Origin of the sequence: Oribacterium sp. oral taxon 078 str. F0262 (assembly GCF_000160135.1) — a bacterium.
In the GTDB taxonomy this organism is placed as follows: domain Bacteria; phylum Bacillota; class Clostridia; order Lachnospirales; family Lachnospiraceae; genus Oribacterium.
In genome coordinates this window covers 120679-141676 of sequence record NZ_GG729934.1, presented here as the reverse complement: position 1 = coordinate 141676, position 20998 = coordinate 120679, and the positions used below count along the sequence as shown (strand labels likewise).

The 20998-nt window shown below is 57.4% G+C and carries 19 protein-coding genes; 1 reads left to right on the top strand and 18 read right to left on the bottom strand.

Going from position 1 to position 20998, the window contains the following annotated elements; translation table 11 throughout:
* Window positions 1–153 precede the first annotated feature (153 nt).
* Complete coding sequence (locus tag GCWU000341_RS04405; RefSeq protein WP_009214572.1) at window positions 154–735, top strand: xanthine phosphoribosyltransferase; 582 nt, start codon at window positions 154–156, stop codon at window positions 733–735.
* A gap of 13 nt (window positions 736–748) precedes the next feature.
* On the opposite strand, the gene GCWU000341_RS04400 is transcribed toward GCWU000341_RS04405, so the two are convergent.
* The 18 genes from GCWU000341_RS04400 to ilvB (GCWU000341_RS04320) all read right to left on the bottom strand — a co-directional run bounded on the left by GCWU000341_RS04400 (window position 749) and on the right by ilvB (GCWU000341_RS04320) (window position 20994).
* Window positions 749–2998 (bottom strand): DUF6449 domain-containing protein, encoded by a 2250-nt coding sequence (locus GCWU000341_RS04400; protein WP_040653429.1) that lies wholly within the window; start codon window positions 2996–2998, stop codon window positions 749–751.
* The gene (locus tag GCWU000341_RS04395; RefSeq protein ID WP_009214570.1) at window positions 2964–3875 is read right to left on the bottom strand and encodes an ABC transporter ATP-binding protein; all 912 of its coding nucleotides are present in this window, start codon (window positions 3873–3875) and stop codon (window positions 2964–2966) included. Before GCWU000341_RS04395 ends, GCWU000341_RS04400 begins: the two co-directional genes overlap by 35 nt.
* Window positions 3868–4032, bottom strand: coding sequence for a hypothetical protein (locus GCWU000341_RS13450; protein ID WP_155812640.1), 165 nt, complete (start codon window positions 4030–4032; stop codon window positions 3868–3870). The genes GCWU000341_RS04395 and GCWU000341_RS13450 overlap by 8 nt, the downstream gene beginning before the upstream one ends.
* Window positions 4033–4359: 327 nt before the next feature.
* Complete coding sequence (pheT, locus tag GCWU000341_RS04390) at window positions 4360–6786, bottom strand: phenylalanine--tRNA ligase subunit beta (protein ID WP_009214567.1); 2427 nt, start codon at window positions 6784–6786, stop codon at window positions 4360–4362.
* Between the two features lie 15 nt (window positions 6787–6801).
* Window positions 6802–7824, bottom strand: coding sequence for a phenylalanine--tRNA ligase subunit alpha (pheS, locus tag GCWU000341_RS04385; protein WP_021772746.1), 1023 nt, complete (start codon window positions 7822–7824; stop codon window positions 6802–6804).
* A gap of 45 nt (window positions 7825–7869) precedes the next feature.
* The gene (locus GCWU000341_RS04380) at window positions 7870–8532 is read right to left on the bottom strand and encodes an HAD hydrolase-like protein (RefSeq protein ID WP_040653631.1); all 663 of its coding nucleotides are present in this window, start codon (window positions 8530–8532) and stop codon (window positions 7870–7872) included.
* A gap of 53 nt (window positions 8533–8585) precedes the next feature.
* Window positions 8586–9446, bottom strand: coding sequence for a YitT family protein (locus GCWU000341_RS04375; protein ID WP_009214564.1), 861 nt, complete (start codon window positions 9444–9446; stop codon window positions 8586–8588).
* Between the two features lie 93 nt (window positions 9447–9539).
* On the bottom strand, window positions 9540–9764 hold the full coding sequence (locus GCWU000341_RS04370) for a hypothetical protein (RefSeq protein WP_009214563.1): 225 nt from the start codon (window positions 9762–9764) through the stop codon (window positions 9540–9542).
* Window positions 9764–12526, bottom strand: coding sequence for a tetratricopeptide repeat protein (locus tag GCWU000341_RS12590; RefSeq protein WP_009214562.1), 2763 nt, complete (start codon window positions 12524–12526; stop codon window positions 9764–9766). Before GCWU000341_RS12590 ends, GCWU000341_RS04370 begins: the two co-directional genes overlap by 1 nt.
* Before the next feature lie 161 nt (window positions 12527–12687).
* Window positions 12688–13320: a DUF421 domain-containing protein gene (locus tag GCWU000341_RS04360; protein ID WP_009214560.1), complete on the bottom strand. Its 633-nt coding sequence runs from the start codon at window positions 13318–13320 to the stop codon at window positions 12688–12690.
* A gap of 12 nt (window positions 13321–13332) precedes the next feature.
* A complete protein-coding gene (locus tag GCWU000341_RS04355; RefSeq protein ID WP_009214559.1) occupies window positions 13333–13776 on the bottom strand; it encodes a DUF3290 family protein in 444 nt (147 codons plus the stop codon).
* 29 nt (window positions 13777–13805) lie between these two features.
* Window positions 13806–14177 (bottom strand): RidA family protein, encoded by a 372-nt coding sequence (locus tag GCWU000341_RS04350; protein ID WP_009214558.1) that lies wholly within the window; start codon window positions 14175–14177, stop codon window positions 13806–13808.
* A 120-nt stretch (window positions 14178–14297) separates the two neighbouring features.
* Window positions 14298–14786, bottom strand: coding sequence for an acetolactate synthase small subunit (ilvN, locus tag GCWU000341_RS04345; protein ID WP_009214557.1), 489 nt, complete (start codon window positions 14784–14786; stop codon window positions 14298–14300).
* Complete coding sequence (gene ilvB, locus GCWU000341_RS04340; protein ID WP_009214556.1) at window positions 14783–16420, bottom strand: biosynthetic-type acetolactate synthase large subunit; 1638 nt, start codon at window positions 16418–16420, stop codon at window positions 14783–14785. Before ilvB (GCWU000341_RS04340) ends, ilvN (GCWU000341_RS04345) begins: the two co-directional genes overlap by 4 nt.
* 19 nt (window positions 16421–16439) lie before the next feature.
* Complete coding sequence (gene ilvA / locus GCWU000341_RS04335) at window positions 16440–17666, bottom strand: threonine ammonia-lyase (RefSeq protein ID WP_009214555.1); 1227 nt, start codon at window positions 17664–17666, stop codon at window positions 16440–16442.
* A gap of 18 nt (window positions 17667–17684) precedes the next feature.
* Complete coding sequence (gene ilvC, locus GCWU000341_RS04330; RefSeq protein WP_009214554.1) at window positions 17685–18698, bottom strand: ketol-acid reductoisomerase; 1014 nt, start codon at window positions 18696–18698, stop codon at window positions 17685–17687.
* Window positions 18699–19033: 335 nt separating this feature from the next.
* Window positions 19034–19285 carry an acetolactate synthase small subunit gene (ilvN, locus tag GCWU000341_RS04325; RefSeq protein WP_009214552.1) on the bottom strand — a complete coding sequence of 84 codons (252 nt, stop codon included), beginning with the start codon at window positions 19283–19285 and terminating at the stop codon, window positions 19034–19036.
* Window positions 19282–20994, bottom strand: coding sequence for a biosynthetic-type acetolactate synthase large subunit (gene ilvB / locus GCWU000341_RS04320; protein WP_050761955.1), 1713 nt, complete (start codon window positions 20992–20994; stop codon window positions 19282–19284). The genes ilvN (GCWU000341_RS04325) and ilvB (GCWU000341_RS04320) overlap by 4 nt, the downstream gene beginning before the upstream one ends.
* Between the last annotated feature and the right edge of the window lie 4 nt (window positions 20995–20998).

Here is a 20998-nt window from a genome sequence, read left to right as displayed (position 1 = left end):
CGGATGAGAAGAAGGAATCCCGAAAATCTGTTTTGACAGCCCCTTCATTCCTTGTTATCATGTACAGCATAAGAAAAACCGCGGAGATAGGCAGAATCTTTTTCTGCGGTCAGATCTTTTTTCAGGATAAAATTTCAGGAAAGGGACGTGGGTATGAAATTACTGGAAGAACGCATTCGAAGGGACGGGCAGGTGCGCCCGGGTGAGATCCTGAAGGTCGACAGCTTTTTGAATCATCAGCTGGATGTGGAGCTTCTGTCGGAGATCGGAAAGGAATTTTACAGGAGCTATCGGGATGATGGGATCACGAAAATCCTCACCATAGAGGCCTCCGGCATCGCGATTGCCTGTCTCACCGCCCTTCAGTTCCATGTCCCCGCGCTCTTCGCCAAGAAGGCGAAGAGCAAAAATCTGGACGGGGAGCTCTACATGAGCACCGTGAGCTCCTATACCTACGGGAAAGACTATACCGTCACTCTCTCAAAAAAGTTTCTGCACGGGGGAGACCGAGTGCTTTTGGTCGATGATTTTCTCGCCGTCGGAAAAGCGATGCGGGGACTTCTCGATATCTGCTCTCAGGCGGGAGCCGAGGTCGCCGGCATTGGAATCGCGATCGAAAAGGGCTTCCAGTCCGGCGGCCAAGAGCTCCGGGAAAAGGGATATCGAGTGACCAGTCTCGCGATCATCGACGAGATGCGGGAGGACGGGGAGCTTCGCTTCCGCGCTCAAAGCTGAGCTCCCCTTTCCCTTAAGAGGCGGGAGTCTCCGATTCCTTCCCGTCCTCCTCATAGGGCATGGGAATCCATTCCTCCAGATTCCGGATTTCCTCCGGAGTCTGGTCCTTTAAAAAGAGATATCGCGCGCTGCCGCCGCTGGAACTGCGATCGGGATCGCTCTCCAATTCCTTAAGCCGCAGACCGATGGTCATATCATCCAGCTGATTCACAGTATGGAAATCTCCTCTTATGCTGTCCTCCGGAACCGCTTTTTCCAGGAGCTTCAGCACTCTCTCCAGAAAGTATTGATCTTGATAAACTATCCTGTAGTTCAGCTCAATCCCTTCCACCCTGCTTTCCTCCGGGATCATCTCCGACCAGATTGCCTTTTCCTTTAAAAAGGCGATCGTATTTGTGTATTCCCTATAGATCGGATACTGCACGGAATAGTTTGAAATATAGTCGTGCACCTTCTGGAATTTTTCAAAGGATCCCTCGGTAGTGTAGCCATGGGAGAGCCAGCTCTCGTAGGCGTCCTCCATCCGCTGGGAGCCGTTGATCTGAACACTGCCCACGCGGAAATGACTGTGCGCAAAGCTGTAGTTATAGAGGGCAAGGTCCTTTTGATAGACCTCCTTGAACTCCCGGAGAACCTCCTCATTGACCGGGACAGATCTCGCGGCAGAGGGGCTTATATAGCAAAGCTCCGTGCCTTCCCCCCTTCCCTTTCGGAAGGGATAGCAATTTAAATCAAAGAGAACTTCCTTATATTCGGGGGAGCCGATGACCCGATCTATCAGCTCCGGGTCGACCGTTTCCGGAAGGCGGAAGCGCCGGCTCGCCGTCCTCCCGTTTTTGAGCTGATAATTGACAATGAAATCATAGGAGTCCACCGCGCTCTCTGCGGAGTAGCGGTCGTCGATGTCCGTTTCCACAGAACGCGTATATTTCTGTCCCTGCCGCGCTAGCTCCCGGACGGCATCGATATCCCTTAGCTTCATCCTTTTAAAGCTGTCGTTTCCATAGTCCGTATCCCCGTACTCATCCACCCTGCTCCCGAAATTGTCGCTCAGATAGAGGGAGGCGCTCTCTACCGTCTCCTTTTTCGGAACATAGCGGTCGAAGCCCCCGAGGTCAAAGCGATACCAGAAGAAGCAGAGTCCGGAGAGGAGGAAGACGAGAAAAATATCCCAGGGCCTGGAAAAAAGCGAGCGGAAACGAAGATGATAAACGATTTCCAGGATGCAGCAGGAGAGAAGGCTGATCAGAAAGAGCATGAAGAGCTCCATCGGAAACTCCAGTCCTCCTCCCCGGATCGCATAGGCAAGCCCGCCCGCGGAGAGAGCGAGCGGCACAGCGATGAGAAACTTTAAAAGAAGGTAAATCGGCGGGAAGACCAGTGCCTTTCCCGCGTCCTCCGCCCTTCTCCTTCGATAGGCGAGATAGGATAAAAGCAAATAGAAGAGAAAGAGGAGGACTCCGAAGAGATCCGGGAGCAAAGACTTCTGAAGAAAGCGGAGCATCTCAGACGCCGGAACCGTCTCGGAGGACAGATAGGGAAATCCCGCCGCCGCACTGCTGTAGTAGAAAAAGGGAGAGCTCCTCGGAGTCTGAAGCCAGATGGGGTATCCCTCTGTCACCATGGTCCTGTAGAAGGCAAAGCGGAAGCCGAGCTGCAGCGCCCGGACAAAGAATTCATAGACCAGGAAGAAGAAAAGGAGAAAGACGGAGATCAAGGTATTGCCGGAGAGCATCCTCGCGAGGAGAGCGACCCCGGAGAGCGCCAGAAAGAGCACGAGCTCCCGGATAGACTGCTGCAGGGCCTCGATCACGACAGCCCGGTTCAGAGCGTGAAAGGCCAGCGCGATCAAAAAGCCGATCAGCTTTGTTCCGAAATAGCTCAGGAGATAGATCAAAAGTCCGGAGAGCAGAATCCCGAAGAATCTCCTCCGGCGGGAAATCGGGAGCGCCTCATAGAAATCCAGCTTCTTCCTGCTGTTCAGATAGGAGAAGCCCTGCATACTGAGAAAGACCGCGAAAAATCCGCTCAGGAAGACAGCGGGGCTCCGGAGGCCGAAGAAAACGCTGCTCCACAAAAGCCGCTCTGCGATCAGATCCGTCTGCTCAAGCCCCGTGAAGCCTCTCCCTCCGGCCGAATTCAGGGCGAGAAAGAGGGCGAGCACATGGTAGAGGGAAAAGGCAAGAAGACAGAGCGCAAGCTGCGGAACTCTCGCGCCGAGCTCCAGCTTAAGCTCCGTCAGAAAGGATTTTCTTAAGTTCATATCCTGCATCCTCCGTTTCACTGATAAAAAGCTCCTCCAGTCCGAGAGGAAGCAGCTCGAAAAAGCGGGGGGAGAGCGCCCGGATCTTCTCCTCGACTTCCTCCCTCTTCCCGCGGATGACAAGTATCAGCACGCTCCCGTTTCGGCTCTGGCGGAGGATCGGAAGTTCGGAAAGCTTTTCTCTCGCCGCTTCCTCATCCTCAAGGACCAGCTGCACTCTCTGGATCTCGGGATTCAAGGCGGACATCTCCTCTGAGAGGAGCACTCCGCCCCGGTGGAGAATCCCCACGTGCTGACAAATATCCTGAAGCTCCCGGAGATTATGGCTTGCGATGACCGGTGTCAGCGGGCGCTCCTTCATCTCCCGGGCGAAAAGTGACTTGACTCCCTCCTTCATCACAGGATCCAGTCCGTCGAAGGTCTCATCACAGAGGAGATATTTCGTTCCGGAGGAGATGCCGAGCAGAACGGAGAGCTGCTTCTTCATTCCCTTCGAAAAATTCGAGATTCTCCGATCTGGATCGAGACCGAAATCGGAGAGGAGGGAGAGGCACTTCTCTCTCTCAAAGCCCGGATAGACCCCGGCGTAAAAGCCGATGACATCCCTCGGCACCGCATTTCGGAAAAACCAGCCCTCATCCGAGATGAAAAAGATCCTCTCCTTGATCGCCGGCCTGTCATAAACCGCCTCGCCGTCCACCCGGATCTCTCCCTTGTCCGGTCTCAGGACACCGGCAATCAGGCGAAGCAGCGTGCTCTTTCCCGCCCCATTGCTTCCGATCAGTCCAAAAACCTGATCCTCCCGGATCTCCATGCTGATCTCACAAAGCGCCGGGACCGGGCCGAAGCTTTTTTTAAGCCCTATCGCTTCAATCATTCCACTTTCCTCTCGATTCCCCGGAGAGGTGAGCCTCCCCGGAATCCATCCTCCCTCTCCCTCCTCCGGCGGCAATATCCGTAAAGATCAAAGAAGAGGATTCGGTCCTATGCGTCACTTCGCTTCCGCCGCTCTCATGACTCCCGTCAAGTCCCACGCCTCTTTCGCGGCTTCCTTCCCATACTCCGGCGCCGAGCTCCCGGCAGCGAGATATGGGATAATGGAAGGACCGCGCCGCGCTTTATGCTGACGCCTGCCCCGCTCCTGCCTGAAGATAAGGCCGCCAAAGCGAAGGCATGCTGTTTCGGGCAGAAAGGGCGGAAGGAAAAACAAAGAACTTATCCTCTTCATTATAGCCGAAGATCTGTCCCTCCGAAAAGACAAAAAAGAGAGCCAAAAGGAAATCTTTCCTTAAGGCTCCCGATGAAAATCCCTATGAATTTAGAGAAATAGCCCGAGGTTTCGGCCAGGCCGAAGGGATCGCTCAGTCCCGAAGCCGGATTCCGAGTCTATTAAGGCCGTCCAGGACCTTCCTCACCACCGCATTGATCTCCTCCTCCGTGAGGGTATGATCCTTTGCGCGGAGTGTGAGCGTATAGGCCATGGACTTATATCCCGACAGAACCTGCGCTCCGATATAGATATCAAAGAGCTTAAGCTCCTCCAGGAACTTCCCGGACCTCTGTATCAAAACGTCCTCTATCTCCCCCGCCGTAACGGAGAGCGGGACCAGCATGGAGAAGTCCCGGGATACCGACGGGAACTTCGCAAGGGGCAGATAGCGGATCTCGTCCCGAACGAAGGGATAGACCTCCTTCATGTCCAGGACCGCGAGATAGGCTCTCTCTCCGATCCCATAATTTTCCAGCACCTCGGGGTGGAGCTCCCCGAGATAGCCGAGCCTCCTCCCCTCATACAGGATATCTGCTCTCCTCCCGGGGTGCAGAAAGGACTGCGGACAGGCGGCATCATAGTGAAAGCGCTTTTTCAGGCCCAGGCGGTTCAGGATGAGCTCGAGATCTCCCTTTAGGGAGAAGAAATCGCAGTCGCCGTAGGCGCCGAGCGTAAGCTGCATGCGCTCGTCCGGAAGCTCTGTGAGCGGAAGGGACTTCGGGAGATAGACATTTGCCATCTCATAGAGGCGAATGTCCCGGTTCTTCCGCTTGAAATTCGTGGAAAGAGAGCCCAGCATCCCGTTCGCAGAGCTCGTCCTTAGGACGGAGAAATCCTCTCCCAGCGGGTTTTGAATCCGGATCTGCTGCCGCTCCGGGGCATCCTCCGGAAGCAAAAGTCTGTCGCAGGCCTTTGGAGACTCAAAGGAATAGAGATAAGCCTGGGAGTAGCCGAGCGCCTCCGCGCTGTGCCGGCATCTCTCGTCGATCGAGAGCTCCGTCGAAAGTCCCCCGATCGCGGCTCCGGAGGGGAGGCTCATCGGGATCGAGGCATAGCCGTAGAAGCGGGCGACCTCCTCCGCGATATCGCACATCCTGTGGATATCCTGGCGGAAGGTCGGGGCCGTGACGGTGAGATTTTCCCCCTCGAGCTCTGTCGAGAGCTCCTCCCTCTCCAGGATGGCCTTCATCTCCTCCGGAGAGAGAGAGGTTCCCAGGAGGGCATTGATCTCGGATGCTGTGCAATGCACGACGGAGGGCTCCCTCCTCCTTTCGTAGATGTCGATCATGCCTCCGACCGGCTCTCCGGCGCCAAGCTTTTCCACCAGCTCGCAGGCCCGGTTCATCGCCTGAGAGGCGAGATTCGGATCGAGTCCCTTCTCAAAGAAGGCGGAGGCGTCCGTCCTCTCTCCGACCTTTCTCGCGGAGAGACGGATGTTTGCGCCGTTGAAGCAGGCCGCCTCCAGCACCATGGTCTTTACACTGTCCTCGATCTTTGAGTTCTGTCCCCCCATGATGCCCGCGATGCCGATCGCGCCGTCTCTGTCCCGGATCGTGAGCACCGTATGGTCCAGGCTCCTATCCTTTTGGTCGAGGGTCTGAAAACTCTCCCCGTCCTCCGCGCGCCTTACGATAATTTCATGCCCGCGGATCTTGTCATAGTCATAGGCATGCATGGGCTGGCCGTATTCGAGCATCACATAATTTGTGATGTCCACCAGATTGTTGATCGGGCGGATCCCGGCGGACGCAAGGCGAAGCTGCATCCATTTCGGAGAGGGCGCAAGGCGCAGATTTTTCACTATGCGCGCGGTATAGCGAGGGCAGAGCTCCGGATCCTCCACCTTGACCTTCAAAAGCTCATGCACATCTCCGCTTCCCTCCGAAGTATCCTCCTTCGGCGGAAAAAAGCGCTTTCGGAAGGTCGCCGCCGCCTCCCGCGCGATGCCGAGCACACTGTAGCAGTCCACCCGGTTCGAGGTGATTTCATACTCGTGGAGCGCATCGTTTAAGCCGAGAAGAGAAGGCGCATCCTCTCCGACAGGGGTCCCTTCCGGAAAGATATAGATGCCGGATTCCGGGGCCTCCGGATAGAAGGCCCTGTCTGCCCCGAGCTCCTCGATGGAGCACATCATCCCATAGGAGGGCACGCCGCGGAGCTTTCCCGCGTGGATCTCGATCCCATCCTCCGGCAGAGCTCCTCCCTCATGTCCCCCCGCGACCTTCCCGCCGTCCAGAACGACCGGGACGATATCTCCGGGCTTCATATTATGGGCTCCGGTCACGATCTGCACTGCATCCCCTGTCCCGATGTCAAGCTGACAGATCACAAGCCGGTCCGCGTCCGGGTGCGGTTCTATGGAGAGGATTTTCCCGGTGACGATCTTTCTCAGATTTCGATTCAATATCCTGCAGGTCTCGACCTTCGTTCCGGACAGGGTCATCGCATCAGAGAATTCCTCCGGCGTGCAGTCCAGCTCCGGCACGTATTCCTTCAACCAATTCATCGAGCTGTTCATCTTCTCTCCCCTCTCCTAAAACTGCTCCAGGAACCGACTGTCATTCTCATAGAGAAGACGCATATCATCGATCTCATACTTTAAAAGCGCGATCCTCTCCAAGCCCACGCCGAAGGCAAAGCCGCTGTATTTTTCCGGATCGATGCCGCACATCTCCAGCACATGGGGATGCACCATGCCGCATCCAAGAATCTCGATCCAGCCCTCTCCCTTACAGAAGCGGCAACCCTTTCCGCCGCACTTAAAGCAGCTCACATCGACCTCGGCGGAGGGCTCTGTGAAGGGGAAATGATGCGGGCGGAGCTTCGTCCTGGTCTCCGGACCGAAGAGCTCCTTCGCGAAGGTATCGAGCGTGCCCTTGAGATCCGAGAAGCTCACATGGCGGTCGATCACCAGGCCCTCGATCTGATGAAAGGAGGGGGAGTGCGTCGCATCCACCTCGTCGGATCGGAAAACCCTTCCCGGACAGATCATCCGGATCGGGAGCTTCCCCTTCTCCATGACCCTCGCCTGTACCGAGGAGGTCTGCGTACGGAGGAGGATGCTCTCATTGATATAGAAGGTGTCCTGCTCATCTCTCGCCGGATGCCCCTTTGGGATGTTCAGCTTCTCGAAGTTATAGAGATCATACTCGATCTCCGGTCCCTCCACGACCTCATATCCCATGCCGATAAAGATCCGCTCGACCTCCTCCAGCGCCCTCGTGTTCGGGTGCATATGGCCAAAGCGGCGCTTCTTCGCAGGGAGCGTCACGTCGAGAGTCTCCGACTGGATCCTGGCCTCTCTCATGCGGCGGTGGAGAATCGGAAGCTGCGTCTGAAGCTCGCTCTCGATCAGCGCCCTCACCTCATTGATCTTCTGCCCGAAGATCTTTTTCTGATCGGGCGGAAGCTCCCTGAGTGCCTTCATGAGATTGGTGATCTCCCCCTTCTTCCCGAGAAAGCTCACTCTCACCTGATTTAAGGCGTCAATGTCGGCCGCCCTGCGGATTGCGTCCTCTGCGAGCTTCCGAAGCTCTTCCAGCTGCGTATGATCCATTTTCCTCTCCCTCCCAAACGATACTCTTTGAAAGCCGGATGCCATTTACGACAGAAGCAGTCTTCTGAGCCCTTCTACATCCTCCGAGAGGTAGGTGGCCCCGGCCTGGATGAGCTCCTCTCTCCCCCCGTATCCATAGCAGACCCCGATCGAATCCAGGCCGGTCTCCCGCGCCGCATCGATGTCGAAGCGGGTATCCCCCACCATGACCGCGCTCTCCCTTTTGAGAGAACAAAGCTCGATCGCCCGCTCGATGAGTCCCGCCTTCCGGGAGCTTTTCTCACTCAGCTCCGTCCCGGTCTTAGCATCAAAAAAGCCGGTGAGGGAAAAGTGATCGAGGATCCGCTCCGCGAAGACGAGCGGCTTCGAGGTCACAAGCACAAGCTTTCTCCCCTCCTCCTTCAGGGAGGAAAGAAGCTCCCGCATCCCCGGATAGAGCTCGGCGTCAAAGATTCCCTTTGTCGGATAGACCTCCCGATAATAGGAGACCGCCTTCTCCGCCTCCAGGAGACTCATCCCGTAAAAGCCCATAAAGGAATCCACGAGGGAGGGACCCACGAAGCGGCGAAGTCTCTCGACAGGCTCGTCCCGGATCCCGAAGTGGTCGAGCGCGTACTGCACCGACTTCATGATTCCGGGGCCGGAATCGGTCAGCGTGCCGTCAAGGTCAAAGAGCACCGCCTCGTAATGTTTCCGCTTCTCTGTCATTTTCTGCTGTCTCCCGTCATTTTTCACTGTCCCTCCGTCATTTCCCGCCGCGCTCAGTCTCTCGGCTTCATGACGAAGCGGCCGAAGATCTCCTTACTCCGTATCATATTCACAAAGGCCTTCGGATCGATCTCCTTAATCTTCATCCTCACCCTCTTCGCGTCGGTGGAGGAGACGACGGAATACACCATGCCGTGCTCCTTATGCTCATAGGAGCCCTCCGCCTTCATGATCGAAGCGCCGTGATTGCAGACCTCGTGGATGCCCTTTGCGATCTCCTGCGGGTGATCCGTCACGATAAAAAGCGTCTGCTTCTGATAATTCCGGTAGAGCGCATAGAGAGTCTGCGTCGAGGCGTACTGGAAGATGATCGAGTAGAGCGCCTTGTCCCAGCCGAAGAAATAGCCCGCTATCCCCAGGATGACCGCATTAAAGCCGAGCACCAGATTCCAGGACTCGATCCCCTTTTTATCCGAGAGGTAGATCGCGAGGAAATCCGTCCCCCCCGAGGTGGCGTCCGCAAAAAGGCTCAGGCTGATCGAGAGCCCGTTTATGATTCCCCCGAAGATCGCGATGAGAAGCGTATCCTGCGTGATCTCATACACCGGCAGGCTGTCCGTGAAAAAGCTGCAGCACAGGATCATGACCAGGGAGTAAAGGGTGAACTTCTTTCCGACGAAGCGAAAGCCGACATAGACCGGAGCCGCATTCAGGGCGATGTTCACAAGGGAGTAGGGAAGCTTCACGTGGAAGTAGTTCAGGCTGATACGCTGAATCAGGATGGTGAGTCCGCTCACGCCTCCCGGGTAAAGCCCTCCTGCCGTGACAAAGGTATTGATGTTCATCGCCATCACAAAAGCGGCGAGCACCACCAAAAAGATGCGCCGACTGTCATTCTTCCAATTAAAGCTCATTTCACTTCCGCCTTCTTCGGAGCCGTAAAATCTGCCCCCTCAAAACTCAAAATCCTTCGTTTTATGCTGGAAATCCCTCTCCGCATCCATCCATTAGAGCTCGGAACGGTCACGGCATTTTCCGGCGGCCCGATCCGGCCTCGGGCTCTCCCGTGACTTTCCCTCGCGCTCCTTCGCTTCATCGATGATCCTCTGCAGCCTCCTCCACATAATCCGGTAGAGGAGGAGGCTGAGTGCTCCGATGAAGAGGAGGGAGAAAAGGAGAAAGAGCAGTACGCCCGGCAGAGAGAGGCTGCGTCTCAAAGCTTCTGCCCTCATCAGCCCTTGTCCTCCCCCAGCACAAAGCTGTAATCCTTGATATAGCCCTTGTCATTTTGGATGATCTTTTGCATATAGAGCTCCGGCAGGAAGGATACGGAGTCCTGCGCAATGATCGTCATATAATCCTCATCCAGATAATGGACATAGGCCTCCTTCAGAATCTTCACATCGATCTGATAGGCGGGCTTTCCGACCGGACGGCCGTTTTTCTTCTCATAGTAGACCGTGGATGGGATGATATAATAATTCCCCTTGTCCACTCTCTGCTTGGAATGCGCGACGACGATCATGTCCGGATGTGCCTTGTACTCCTCCGCCGCGTGGAAGGCGGCCTGCCCCTCCTCGTTCAGATGCTTCCCGTCGATCGTCGTGTTTTTCTGTCTCCTGCCGTCCTCTCCCACATAGTAGTTTCCGTCGATCCACTGATTCTTCTGCATCCGTCCGTCCGGCCCGAAATAATAGAGCTCTCCGTCGATCTCCTGCCAGGCACTGATGAGACAGACGCCGTCCTCCTTCAGAAAATATTGATCCCCGTCGATCTCCTGGAGACCCGTCTGCAATATGCCGTCCGCATTGAAGTAGTACCAGCTTCCGTCCTTTTGGAACCAGCCCGTCCTTCTCCGCCCGTTCTCATCGAGAAAGATCCTCCCCGCATCGGTATCGGACCAGTCGTTCAGATGATATTTCACGCTGTCCAGGGCGATCTCGTAATCCGCGCTGAGCTTCTCCCCCTCTGCGCCGTCCGAGGCCTTGGCGAAGGCACTCAGATGATAGCTTCCGTTCGTATCCAGATGGATCGGATTCTCATAGACCGCATCCTTTCCCTCCTCTAAACCGCCGCCGCTTAAGGAATAGCGGATCTCCGCCCCCTCCGGGCCTGAAATCCTGATCTCCTGCGGATCCTGGTAGCTTCCGCCCGCGACACTGAAGGAGAGCTTCGGATTCAGAAGCTCCAGCTGCTGTTTCAACTCCGAATCCTCCGGAAAGCTCTCGACGGCGGCAGATAATGTCTTTACCGCTTCCTCGTGCTTCCCCGCTTTCTCGTAGGCATCCACGAGAAGAAGGTAGGCTTCCTTTCCCCCTTCTTTCTCGGAAAGAAGCTTTTCGAGGATCGGGATCGCCTGCTCGTAATGCTGCTTCTTCACCGCTTCCCGGCCCATATTGAGCTCTCCGGAGCGCTTCACCGCGGGAAGGTTCATATACCATAGAGCGGCCGCGATCGCCGCTGCCGTGGCAGCGGCCGGGAGGAAAAGCTTCAGGGCTCCGCCCTTCTTCTTTCCTTCCTTTCCGCTCCCGGCTTTCCTTCCTCCGCCGCTCCTTCTCTCTCTCTCCTTTTTCTTTCCTCTCTCGCTCCGCTTTTCCTTCTCGCTCCGATCTGCCCTGCTCTCCCCCCAAATGAAGGGATCCCTCTCCACGCTCTTTGAAGAATGCTCTTTGGGAGTCGGGTCCTCTCTCTCCTCCGAAAGGGACGGGGCGTCCTCGTTTTTCCTTCCCGTTCCGAGCATCTCCGAGGCCATCCTGGCCTTCTCCTCCTCCGAAAGCGGGGGAAGAGAAGAGGAGGTATCTGCGCTTCCATTTTCCCGCTTCTCCTCTTCCTCCCACCAGGAGCTCTCGCGGATCTCGGCGTCCGGACTCTGTTCCTCCCCGCTCTCTCTCCCATCCGGCTCCTCTTCCTCCCTGGAAGCGGAGGTCTCCTCCGCTAAGGGATGGGAGTCTGTCTCCATCAGGCTCCGGGGCTCCGCCTCAAAGGAAGCGGAGGATTCTCTCTCCGCTTCTTTCTCTTCAGAGGAAGAGGCCGAGATCTCCTCGGAATTCTTCGTCTCCGGCTCGGCATCGGACTCTTCCTCCGTCCCGAGAAAGGCCTTGAGCTCCGCGGTGATCCTCTCCTGCTCCTCGGTCTTCGCATTTTCGGAGGCCCTGGCTCTCTCTTCCTCTAAGGCCTTCCTCTCCGCCTCCGCGCGGCGGATTCTCTCCTCCTCTTCTCTCCTGGCTTCCTCTGCGAGGCGATGTCTCTCCGCCTCCTCCGCCCTTCGCTCGGCTTCCGCTCTTCGGATCTTTTCTCTCTCTGCCTCCATCCTCTGAAGCCGCGCTTCCTCCTCGGAGCGCTCCGCCTCCGCTCTTCGGATCCTTTCCCGCTCCGCTTCCGCTTCTGCCTGTTCCATTTCCGCTTCCGCTTCTTCTCGTTCTGTCTCTCCGCGGGAAGAAAGCGCCTCCCCCTCGTTGTCCGGGGAAGCCGCATACCTATCCGTATCCGAAGCGTTCTCTCCTGATCCTTCGGAAGCCTTCCTCTCATTTGAAAAAGCCGTATCCGGCGTGTTTTCCACGCTTTCTAAGGAGTCCTCCGCACGGGGCTCTTCATAAGAGAAGGTGCTCTCCTCCGGCTCCTCATCCTCCGAAAGGCGGGTAAAGAGCTCCGGCGGCTCCCATTCTCTCTCTTCTCCCTCCCGGACCGATCCAAGCCGGGAACGGTCCAGTGAGAAGTCAAAGTGCAGCTGGTCCATCTCCTCGGAGAATTTCTGATCCTCCTCGGCTCTCTCCTCCGCGGAGGCGGAGGACACGGTCCTTTCTTCCTCTTCCTTGCCCGGAGCAAAAGCAGGGGGAGCATCCTCCCCCTTCCTTTTCTCCGGCATCCTGTACTCCACCGGCTTCAGCGCCTTTCGGATCCCCTCAAAGGAAATCTGCGCGCTCACGAGAAGCCCGCAGTTAGGACAGAATCTGGTATTCTCCGGGATTTCCGTTCCGCAGCTCTTACACTTCATCGTCTCTCAGATCCTCCTTTCCCGCCAAAGCTCCGCGCCGTCTCCCCGCGCCGCTCCGCTTCCTCTTTCTTATTCCCCGCTTCGCCCGGGCGGCCTTCCCCGAGCTCTCTTTGGAAGTCACTTCTCTTTTGATTCGGGCTTTTAAAGCGCTCACAGCTCTCTCAATAGCTCACGACATGGATCTCACCGCTCACATACTCCGCAAGGAATATATCCGAGATCTCCCCGAAGCCCATTTTCCTAAGACGCTCTTCCAGCCAATCCTGCGTTTTCCCGATCGCCTCCAGCGTATTCTCCTGCACCATCCCGTCCGTGATGAGCGGATAGCGCGGATTTTCCTCTCCGGACTGCACGACGAGAAGCTGCCCGTTTTGTTCGAGCACCGCCTGCTTCACCTCCCGTATGCTGAAGATATTGTTGTTCCGAAGCTTGAACATGATGTCGTGTGCCGTGAGCCCCGCCTTCCGGCAGGCCTCGACATCGATCTCTCCTCTCCGGATGATCGTCACCGGCTCCCCGTCCACATATTTTTTGAAAAAGTGCAAATTCGTCTTCAGCCAGCGGAGGGAAAGCACCAGGCAGAACCAGATCATCAGAATGGTGATGTACTGCAGGATGCTGATCGATTCGTTGTAGATCATGCCTCCGATGATTCCTCCGAGGACAAAGTTCTGTATCTGATCCACGGCGGAAGAAGGGGCCAGGTTTCCCTTTCCCGTCAGATTGATCACCATGACGAGGGAGAGAAGACCGATTGCGAGTTTAATCGAGACATTTAAATAAGACAGCTGCATACTTTCCTCATCCTAGTCGGCATCCACCAGCTGAATCTCCGGGTCAATGACTTCCATCTTCTCGAGAAGATAGCTGTCGTCCACCGCGATAATGCGGTAGAAATCGCCCCCGGCCTTCACGACAGCGCCGTCTCTCGCCGCTCGGGTGTTGATATAGATTTTTGCCTTGTCCAGCTTCAGCTCCTCCGCGACCGTCTCCACAGCGTGCGCCGCAGAGGAGTATTGATCGTCGATCAGATGGTGGCTCTGCTCGCTGCTGATCCTTGCACAGATCAGAGCGAGCACGCCGAAGAGGGCAATGAGGGAGAGCTCCCGATACTTTGTATCCCGTCTCTCCCGATAGTATTTAAATAGAGCGAACACCAAAAGGACCGCTGCCGCTGCCGCAAGGATAAGTTGCAGCCGGTTGGTGACAGCGATCCTGCCGGTGAGGTACTCATAAGAATAAAACTTCATTTATCCCTTTCATACCTGCCAAATCGGGCCTACAGCTCGGCAATGGCCTCGATCTCGCAGAGCACTCCCTTCGGGAGGGCCTTTACCGCCACGCAGGAACGGGCAGGCTTCGAGCTGAAGTACTTCTCATAGACTCCGTTGAAGACGGCGAAGTCGTTCATGTCCGCGAGGAAGCAGGTGGTCTTTAAAACCTTTCCGATATCGGAGCCCGCGGCCTCGATGACAGCCTTCACATTCTTGCAGCTCTGCTCCGCTTGGGAAGCGATGTCGGGGCCCGCCACTTCCCCGCTCTCCGGGACGACCGGAATCTGTCCGGAACAAAAAACCAGATTTCCGCTCACAAAGCCCTGGGAATAGGGGCCGATCGCCGCCGGCGCCTTCTCTGTCGATACTTGCTTCATCTTGTTCTCCTTTATTTTAAAAATATTGCTGAGACGCTCTCCATTATGACAGCTATTCCGCGAGAAAGCAAGACCCCCATAAAAGCCGAAGCAGAGTAAGGGAGGCCGGATGCATCCTCCTTAGCGGCGCTGCTCCCGGATCTTCAGCATGGCCAGTGTCCCGGTGCGGGCGATCTCCACGATGCTCACGGTCTTTAAGGTGTCGAGAAACATCTCTATCCGCTCCGGTGTGTCGCAGATCTGGATCGTCATCGCCTGCTTCCCGAGATCCACGATCCGGGCTCCCATGATCTCGCAGTTTTCCATGATATCCTTCCGGTTTTCCCGGTTGTAGCGGATCTTTACCAGGAGAAGCTCCCGGCAGATCCCCTCGCTCTCCGAGAAGGTCCGGACCTTGATGATATCGATCTTTTTGTTCAGCTGCTTCTCGATCTGCTCGAGCGTCCGCTCCTCCCCGCTCGAGACGATGACCATATTGGAGACCGTGCGGTCCTCCGTCTCTCCGACTGCGAGGGAATCAATGTTAAAGCAGCGTCTCCAGAAAAGCCCCGCGACTCTGGAGAGCACTCCGGCGCGGTTCTCCACCAGTACAGAATATATCCTTTTCATCGGGCCACCTCATCCGGATCAATCACACATTCCAGGAGAGCGGAGTCCTCTCCCCTGAGAAAGTCCGAGAGCTTCTCGGAAATCTCTTCGTTTTTTCGAATAGAAAGGTAGCGGAGATGATAGGCCTCCGAGAGCTTCGAAAGCTCCGGATCCGATCCGAGCTCCGTCATGGAATAGCGGTCCCCCAGGACGAAATGCTGGTACTGCCGCACAAGTCCGAGTGTCTGATTCTTCAAGACCAAAATCTTCACCGCGATGCCGTACTGCCGAAGTGTCGCAAGCTCCATCATGCACATCTGAAAGCCCCCGTCTCCGATCACCGAGACGACCTGTCTTTTCGGGGCTGCGAGCTTTGCGCCGATGGAGGCCGGGATGGAATAGCCCATCGTCCCCATGCCGCCGGAGGTCAGGAATCTCCCCCCTCTCATCCTATAGCTTCCGCAGGACCAAAGCTGGTTCTGCCCGACATCTGCGATATAGATCCCGTCCTCCTGCATTTTCAGAGAGAGCTCCCGGAGAAGAAGCTCCGGAGAGGGGAGATCGGAGAGGCGGAGCCTTTTCTGAAGGCGCTCCTCCTCCCTCTCCTCTTCCTCCCTCCGGTAATCCGAGAGCAGGCTGAGCCAGTCTCCATAGCCCTCCCCTCCCTCCTGCTCCAGGAATTTATCGAAGACACTGGAGAGATCCCCGACGAGAGGGATCTCCGGCCCGGCATTTTTCCCGATCTCCGCGGGATCCACGTCGATGTGGACGAAGGTTTTATTCTCCGTGATGAGGCCCGGCTGGCTGATCGAGCGGTCCGCCGCCCTGGCTCCTGCCATGATGATCATATCCGCCTCGTTCATGGCGCGGTTCCCGCAGCTTTTTCCGTTGTTCCCGACCATGCCGAAATAGAGCGGATCCGAGCTCTCCATCGCGCCGATCCCCATCATCGTGGAGACTACCGGCAAGCCCTGCTTCTTCGCAAAGGCCCGGAGCTTCTGAGCTGCCCCGGCGAGGAAGATCCCGCCGCCGACACAGAGGATCGGGCGCTTCGCCTCCCTCAGGCGATGGAAGACCTTTTTGATCTGGACCATGTTTCCCTCGACGGTCGGGCGATAGGTCCGCATCCTATGCTCTCTCGGATAGGAGAAGCTCTTTAGCTCCGCCTTCTGGACATCGACCGGGACATCGATGAGGACCGGCCCCTTCCGCCCGGAATTTGCGAGGTAGAAGGCCTCCCTCATGATCCTCGGAATCTCCTCCGCATTCCGGACGATATAGCTGTACTTCACAAAGGACTCGCAGGCCCCGGAGATGTCGGCCTCCTGAAAGACATCGGAGCCCAGGAGCTGGCTGTCCACCTGTCCCGTGATCACAACGATCGGGATGCTGTCCGCAAATGCCGTGGCGATCCCCGTTATGACATTGGTCGCGCCCGGACCGCTCGTCACCGCCGCGACCCCGGCCCTCCCGCTGATTCTGGCATAGCCGTTCGCCGCATGCGCCGCGCTCTGCTCCGTTCGAACCAGCACCGTCCGGATCCCCGTCTTCAGGATACTGTCGTAGAAGGGACAGATCGCCACTCCCGGATAGCCGAAGACATATTCCACTCTTTCGAGCTCCAGGCATTTCACCATCGCATCAGCGCCCGTCATAAACTCTCCTCTCCGCTGCCTACTGCACGAGGCGAAAGCCCCTCTCCGAAAATTCTCTCCGGATCTCCTCCACATGGCGGAAATCCCTCGTCTCCATCTGCATAGTCAGATAGCAGCCGTTGATATCGCTGTCCTCCGCCGTGCTGTTGTGGTCCACCCTCGTCACATTGGCGCCCTTCTCCGCGATGATGCGGGAAACCTCCTCGAGCTGCCCCGGCTTATCCAGAAGCTCCAGCGTGAGGCTCGCCTTCCGCCCGGTCTTCATCAGTCCCCTTGTGATGACGCGGGAGAGGATATTCACATCGATATTTCCTCCGGAGATGATGCAGACCGTCTTCTTCCCCTTCACCGGGACCTTATGAAAGAGCACCGCCGCGACGGAGACCGCGCCCGCGCCCTCGGAGACCACCTTCTGCCGCTCCATGAGCGTGAGGATCGCCGCCGCTGTCTCATCATCCGTCACAGTGACCAGCTCATCCACGTATTCTTCCACCATGTCGAAGGTCACGGAGCCCGGCTTCTTCACTGCGATCCCATCCGCAAAGGTGTGGACCTCGCTGAGGCTCTCCAGCGCGTGATCCCTCCGGGATTTCAGCATGGAGGCCGCACCGGAGGCCTGTACTCCATAGACTTTGCAGCCGGGATTCAGCTTCTTTACGACGAAGGAGACACCGGAGATGAGGCCGCCTCCTCCGACCGGGACGACGACGGCCTCCGCATCCATGAGCTGCTCGCAGATCTCCATCCCGATCGTCCCCTGCCCCGCGATTACATCGATATCGTTGAAGGGGTGAATAAAGACGGCTCCGCTCTCCTTCTGATAGCGGAGCGCCGCCTCATAGGCGTCATCGTAGACGCCGTCGATCATCCTCACCTCCGCCCCGTAGGCTCTCGTCGCCTCCACCTTGGATATTGGCGCGACCGCCGGGAGGAAGATGGTCGACTTCGTGCCGGAGCGGGAAGCGGCGAGGGCGACGCCCTGCGCGTGATTTCCGGCCGAGCAGGCTACGACGCCCCTCCTTCTCTCCTCCTCCGTCAGAGTCGAGATCCGGTAGCAGGCGCCGCGGATCTTAAAGGAGCCGGTGTTTTGCAGATTCTCCGTCTTCAGATAGAGCTCGCAGTCTGTTTCGATCCCGGCCGCCCGTACCAGCTCTGTCCTCTTTACGAGCGGCTTCAGCACATGCGCCGCCTGATATACTCTGTCCAGTGTCAGCTCCATCCTCTCTCCTCCGGCTCCTGTCTCCATTCTGCCCTCTCTCCTGTCCTATCTCGCGTTGTCAAGATCCCGGACCTGCTTCCAGCCCATCTTCGCGCGGAGCTCTCTCCCGGTCTTTGACGCAGGGCTCTCCGCATGGGCCTCCCGCATCGCAAAGAAATGCGGCCTCCCGGCCTGATTCTCCAGGATCCAGTCCTTCGCGAAGCTGCCGTCCTGAATATCGGAGAGGATCTTTTTCATAGCCGCCCTGCTCTCCTCCCCGATGATCTTCGGGCCCGCCGTATAATCCCCGTACTCCGCCGTATCGGAGATGGAATAGCGCATCCCCTCAAAGCCCGCGTTGAAGATCAGGTCCACGATCAGCTTCATCTCATGGATGCATTCGAAGTAGGCATTCTCCGGCTTATAGCCCGCCTCCACCAGAGTCTGGAAGCCCGCCTCCATCAAAGCGCAGACGCCGCCGCAAAGAACCGCCTGCTCCCCGAAGAGATCCGTCTCCGTCTCCTCCCGGAAGCTGGTCTCCAGAAGCCCTCCCCTCGCTCCGCCGATCGCCGCGGCATAGGCCTTCGCAAGATCCATGGATTTTCCGGAGGGGTCCTGCTCCGCCGCAACCAGGCAGGGAACGCCCTTTCCGTCCACGTATTGAGACCGAACTGTATGTCCCGGCCCCTTCGGCGCGATCATGATGACATTGACATCCTCCGGGGGAAGGATGCAGTGAAAGTGGATATTAAAGCCGTGCGCAAAGGCCAGGGTCTTCCCCGCCGAAAGATTCGGCGCAATCTCGGAGCGGTAGAGGGCCGCCTGCTTCTCATCGTTTACGAGGATCATGATGATGTCGGACTGCCGGACCGCCTCGGCCACGGGGAGAACGGAAAAGCCGTCCTCCTTCGCCTTCACCGCGCTCTTTGAGCCCTCATAAAGTCCGATCACAACATCCACGCCGCTGTCTCTGAGATTCAGGGCATGCGCATGCCCCTGGGAGCCGTAGCCGATAACGGCCACCTTCTTCCCCTTCAGAAGATTGAGATCACAGTCCTTCTCATAGTACATCACAGCCATTTCCTTCTCCTTTCTCCCGCGAACCAAATCGCGGATTCCTCTGCCCCTTCATGGGGCAGAGCTCTTGGCATAAAGCCGATACCTGTCCGGGAAAGCGCCGATCTATCCTCTATGGGAGCGGCGTTCCTCAGGCTGAAACGCTCCGCTCTCCCGCTGTCCCGGGCAGCAATGTGTTCCCGCGCCCGCAAAATTACGCATCACAGAAAGCGATCCGCATGCTTTGATCCGCATGCCTTCATCGATCCGCATGCCTTCCTTGCTATCCGAGGCCGGGACAAGGGCCGTTCCCGGCCGCTCCTCCCTGGAGCGGGCAGGGCTAACGCGGCGGCAGGACCTTACCGGATCGCTTCCTCGGAGGAAAGCTCCACCTTTCTGACATCATAGAGCTTTTCCAGCTGAGAGAGGACCTGCGTCCTCATATAATCGTCCCCCGTGGATACGATCTCGATCTTCGTAACTCCACTCACCTCGGTGGGGCCCGCGTGGATCGATTCGATATTGTAGCCGCGCTTTGCATAGAGCCCGGTGATCCGGTTCAGGACGCCAAAGCGGTTGTTGACCCAGAGATCGATGGTGAAACGGTTCATTTTTCCTCCTCCGAAAGAGCTTCTTCCAAGGGCGCCTCCTCCCCGGCGGGCAGAGGCAGGATGATATCCCGGATCGACTTTCCCGGCGGAATCATGGGAAGGACCTGCTCGTCCCTGTCGATATGGCAGTCGATCAGGATCGCATCCTCCTCATTTCCGTCCATCTCCTTAAGCGCCTCCTCCAGACCCTCCAGATCGGATACGGAGTATCCCTTCGCGCCGAAGGCCCGGGCCAGAGCCGCAAAATCCGTCCGCCTCTGATCCAGCGTGGTCTCGGAATAGCGCTTCCCGTAGAACATCCCCTGCCACTGCCGCACCATGCCGAGCACCTGATTGTCCAAGATGAGGACCGTGATCGGAAGCTTCTGGGAGACGACGGTGCACAGCTCGTTCAGATTCATGCCAAAGGACCCCTCCGAGGTGATGAGAACGGTCCTCCTTCCCCCGGAGGCGATGCAGCCTCCGACCGCCGCGCCGAGTCCATAGCCCATCGTCCCGAGTCCCCCGGAACTGAGCAGTGTCCTCGGCCTTTCGAAGGCATAGTACTGCATCGTCCAGATCTGATGCTGTCCCACATCGGTCGCGATGATGGTCTCATCCTCTGTGTGCCTCCGGAGCGCCCGGATGATATTTTCCGGGCAGAACTCCCCCTTCCTCTCCCGCGGATGCCACTCCCGAAAGCCTTCGACCCTCCTCCTCCAATCCGGATGCTTTTTCTCCGGGAGCTCCCGGAGAAGGTCCTGAAGGATCTCCTTCACATCTCCCTGGAGGGAGAGACCGGGGCGCACATTCTTCCCGATCTCCGCCTTGTCGATGTCAATGTGGATGATCGTTCGGTTCTTCGTATATTCCGAGATATCTCCGGTGGCCCGATCGGAGAAGCGGACACCGGCCGCGAGCAGGAGATCGCACTCGGACTGCGCCCTGGAGGCCGCGAAATTTCCGTGCATGCCGCACATACCGAGATTATAGCTGTAGGAGTCCGGCACCGCGCTTCGCCCCATCATGCTTAAGCCGATCGGAGCATCGATCCGCTTCGAGAGGGAGAGGATCTCCTCCTCCGCCCCGGAGGAGATCACGCCGCCTCCGCAGTAGAGGAAGGGCCTCTCCGCCCCGGAGAGCGCCGCGAGGACCGCCTCTTTATCATAGGGAAGCTTCGGCTTTTCGGGCATTCTGGGGACGACCGCGATGCCATACTCGCAGCTTCCCGTCTGAACATCCTTCGGGATGTCGATCAGAACCGGGCCCTTCCTCCCCGAATTCGCGATCAGAAAGGCTTCCTTGATCGTCTGCTCCAGCTCCGTCACATCCCTCACCATGAAGCTGTGCTTCACGACCGGCTGTGTGATGCCCACGATATCGACCTCCTGGAAGCTGTCCCGCCCGAGCGCATCCACAGAGACATTTCCCGTGATCGCCAGAAGGGGAACCGAATCCAGATAGGCATTTGCGATCCCTGTCACGAGATTCGTCGCCCCCGGCCCGCTTGTTGCGAGCACAACCCCCGTCTTCCCGCTGGCTCTCGCATAGCCGTCCGCCGCGTGGCAGGCACCCTGCTCGTGGGCGGTGATGACATGGCGGATCCGGTCCCTGGAGCGATACAGCTCATCGTAAATAGTCAGGACCGCGCCTCCCGGATATCCGAAAATCGTATCGACCCCCTGTGAAATCAGCTCCTCAATCAAAATCCCGGCTCCGCTCAATCTCATCTTA

Bases quoted from the DNA above. Each gene is read 5' to 3' on its own strand.
- GCWU000341_RS04405 (WP_009214572.1), top strand. From the start codon at position 154: ATGAAATTACTGGAAGAACGCATTCGAAGGGACGGGCAGGTGCGCCCG.
- GCWU000341_RS04400 (WP_040653429.1), bottom strand. From the start codon at position 2,998: ATGAACTTAAGAAAATCCTTTCTGACGGAGCTTAAGCTGGAGCTCGGC.
- GCWU000341_RS04395 (WP_009214570.1), bottom strand. From the start codon at position 3,875: ATGATTGAAGCGATAGGGCTTAAAAAAAGCTTCGGCCCGGTCCCGGCG.
- pheT (WP_009214567.1), bottom strand. From the start codon at position 6,786: ATGAACAGCTCGATGAATTGGTTGAAGGAATACGTGCCGGAGCTGGAC.
- pheS (WP_021772746.1), bottom strand. From the start codon at position 7,824: ATGGATCATACGCAGCTGGAAGAGCTTCGGAAGCTCGCAGAGGACGCA.
- GCWU000341_RS04380 (WP_040653631.1), bottom strand. From the start codon at position 8,532: ATGACAGAGAAGCGGAAACATTACGAGGCGGTGCTCTTTGACCTTGAC.
- GCWU000341_RS04375 (WP_009214564.1), bottom strand. From the start codon at position 9,446: ATGAGCTTTAATTGGAAGAATGACAGTCGGCGCATCTTTTTGGTGGTG.
- GCWU000341_RS04370 (WP_009214563.1), bottom strand. From the start codon at position 9,764: ATGAGGGCAGAAGCTTTGAGACGCAGCCTCTCTCTGCCGGGCGTACTG.
- GCWU000341_RS12590 (WP_009214562.1), bottom strand. From the start codon at position 12,526: ATGAAGTGTAAGAGCTGCGGAACGGAAATCCCGGAGAATACCAGATTC.
- GCWU000341_RS04360 (WP_009214560.1), bottom strand. From the start codon at position 13,320: ATGCAGCTGTCTTATTTAAATGTCTCGATTAAACTCGCAATCGGTCTT.
- GCWU000341_RS04355 (WP_009214559.1), bottom strand. From the start codon at position 13,776: ATGAAGTTTTATTCTTATGAGTACCTCACCGGCAGGATCGCTGTCACC.
- GCWU000341_RS04350 (WP_009214558.1), bottom strand. From the start codon at position 14,177: ATGAAGCAAGTATCGACAGAGAAGGCGCCGGCGGCGATCGGCCCCTAT.
- ilvN (WP_009214557.1), bottom strand. From the start codon at position 14,786: ATGAAAAGGATATATTCTGTACTGGTGGAGAACCGCGCCGGAGTGCTC.
- ilvB (WP_009214556.1), bottom strand. From the start codon at position 16,420: ATGACGGGCGCTGATGCGATGGTGAAATGCCTGGAGCTCGAAAGAGTG.
- ilvA (WP_009214555.1), bottom strand. From the start codon at position 17,666: ATGGAGACAGGAGCCGGAGGAGAGAGGATGGAGCTGACACTGGACAGA.
- ilvC (WP_009214554.1), bottom strand. From the start codon at position 18,698: ATGGCTGTGATGTACTATGAGAAGGACTGTGATCTCAATCTTCTGAAG.
- ilvN (WP_009214552.1), bottom strand. From the start codon at position 19,285: ATGAACCGTTTCACCATCGATCTCTGGGTCAACAACCGCTTTGGCGTC.
- ilvB (WP_050761955.1), bottom strand. From the start codon at position 20,994: ATGAGATTGAGCGGAGCCGGGATTTTGATTGAGGAGCTGATTTCACAG.